At 53.5% G+C, this 762-nt stretch carries 1 protein-coding gene and 1 pseudogene; both read right to left on the reverse strand.

Going from position 1 to position 762, the window contains the following annotated elements:
* A partial coding sequence (locus tag L1065_RS15715; protein ID WP_237096460.1) for a LysE family translocator occupies positions 1-463 on the reverse strand: 463 nt, incomplete at its 3' end.
* Between the two features lie 12 nt (positions 464-475).
* Positions 476-762 (reverse strand): annotated as a pseudogene (locus L1065_RS15720) (isopenicillin N synthase family oxygenase); the annotation flags it as partial.

Raw genomic sequence — 762 nt, forward strand, 5'->3', positions numbered from 1 at the left:
CTGCTGTCAGAGGCACAAGGGCGCCAAGCACTAGAAATTGAAGGCGAACATCTGCGGCATCTGCCTGTTCGATACCGCCATCAATGAAGAGCGGCAGAAAAAGGGCGAAAAACAGAACTGTTTTGGGGTTCAGAATTTCAACGACGATCCCCTGCCAGACGATGCGACGAAACGGTTCTTTATCTATCTGACTTGCTTCAAGCGAAAGACGGGAAGCCGCGCGCGCAGTCCAGATCATACCGATGCCCAACCACACCAAATATGCCGATCCTAACAGGCGGAGGGCTTCGACCATCCACTCGAATTGTGTGAAAACCGCAGCCAGCCCAAGAGCAGAGGCAAGACCGGCTGATCGGCTCTGCCCGATGCTGCGGGATGCGACGTAGAGCATAGAGGGACCTGGTGTAACGCTGAGGGCGAGGCCCGCCAAAGTAACGGCCAAAATAGTATCAAGTGAAGGCATGTTTCAAACCGATTACGTGTTAAACCTGTGTTCAAAGGGGTTGTTGACTGAACCATTTTTCTCGCCCCCATCTGCCGCTGCCCGTCTGCGCTGCATTTCCCTAAAATATGGAAAATCTCTGACAAGCATCCGCTCCAGATGTGCTCCAGCGAGGAAAAGTTCGTAGCGCGCCGGTCGCGTGTCGCTGACAAGTTGAGGGAACGGGGCAATCATCGTGTCGTAATTCGCGGCTACGAAATATGGCAATGAAAAGCGTTCTGGGCTGAGATTAAGAACCCGATGTGGCGTTGAGCGGAGCA

It is taken from the genome of Nereida sp. MMG025, from assembly GCF_021654165.1.
In the GTDB taxonomy this organism is placed as follows: Bacteria; Pseudomonadota; Alphaproteobacteria; order Rhodobacterales; family Rhodobacteraceae; genus Nereida.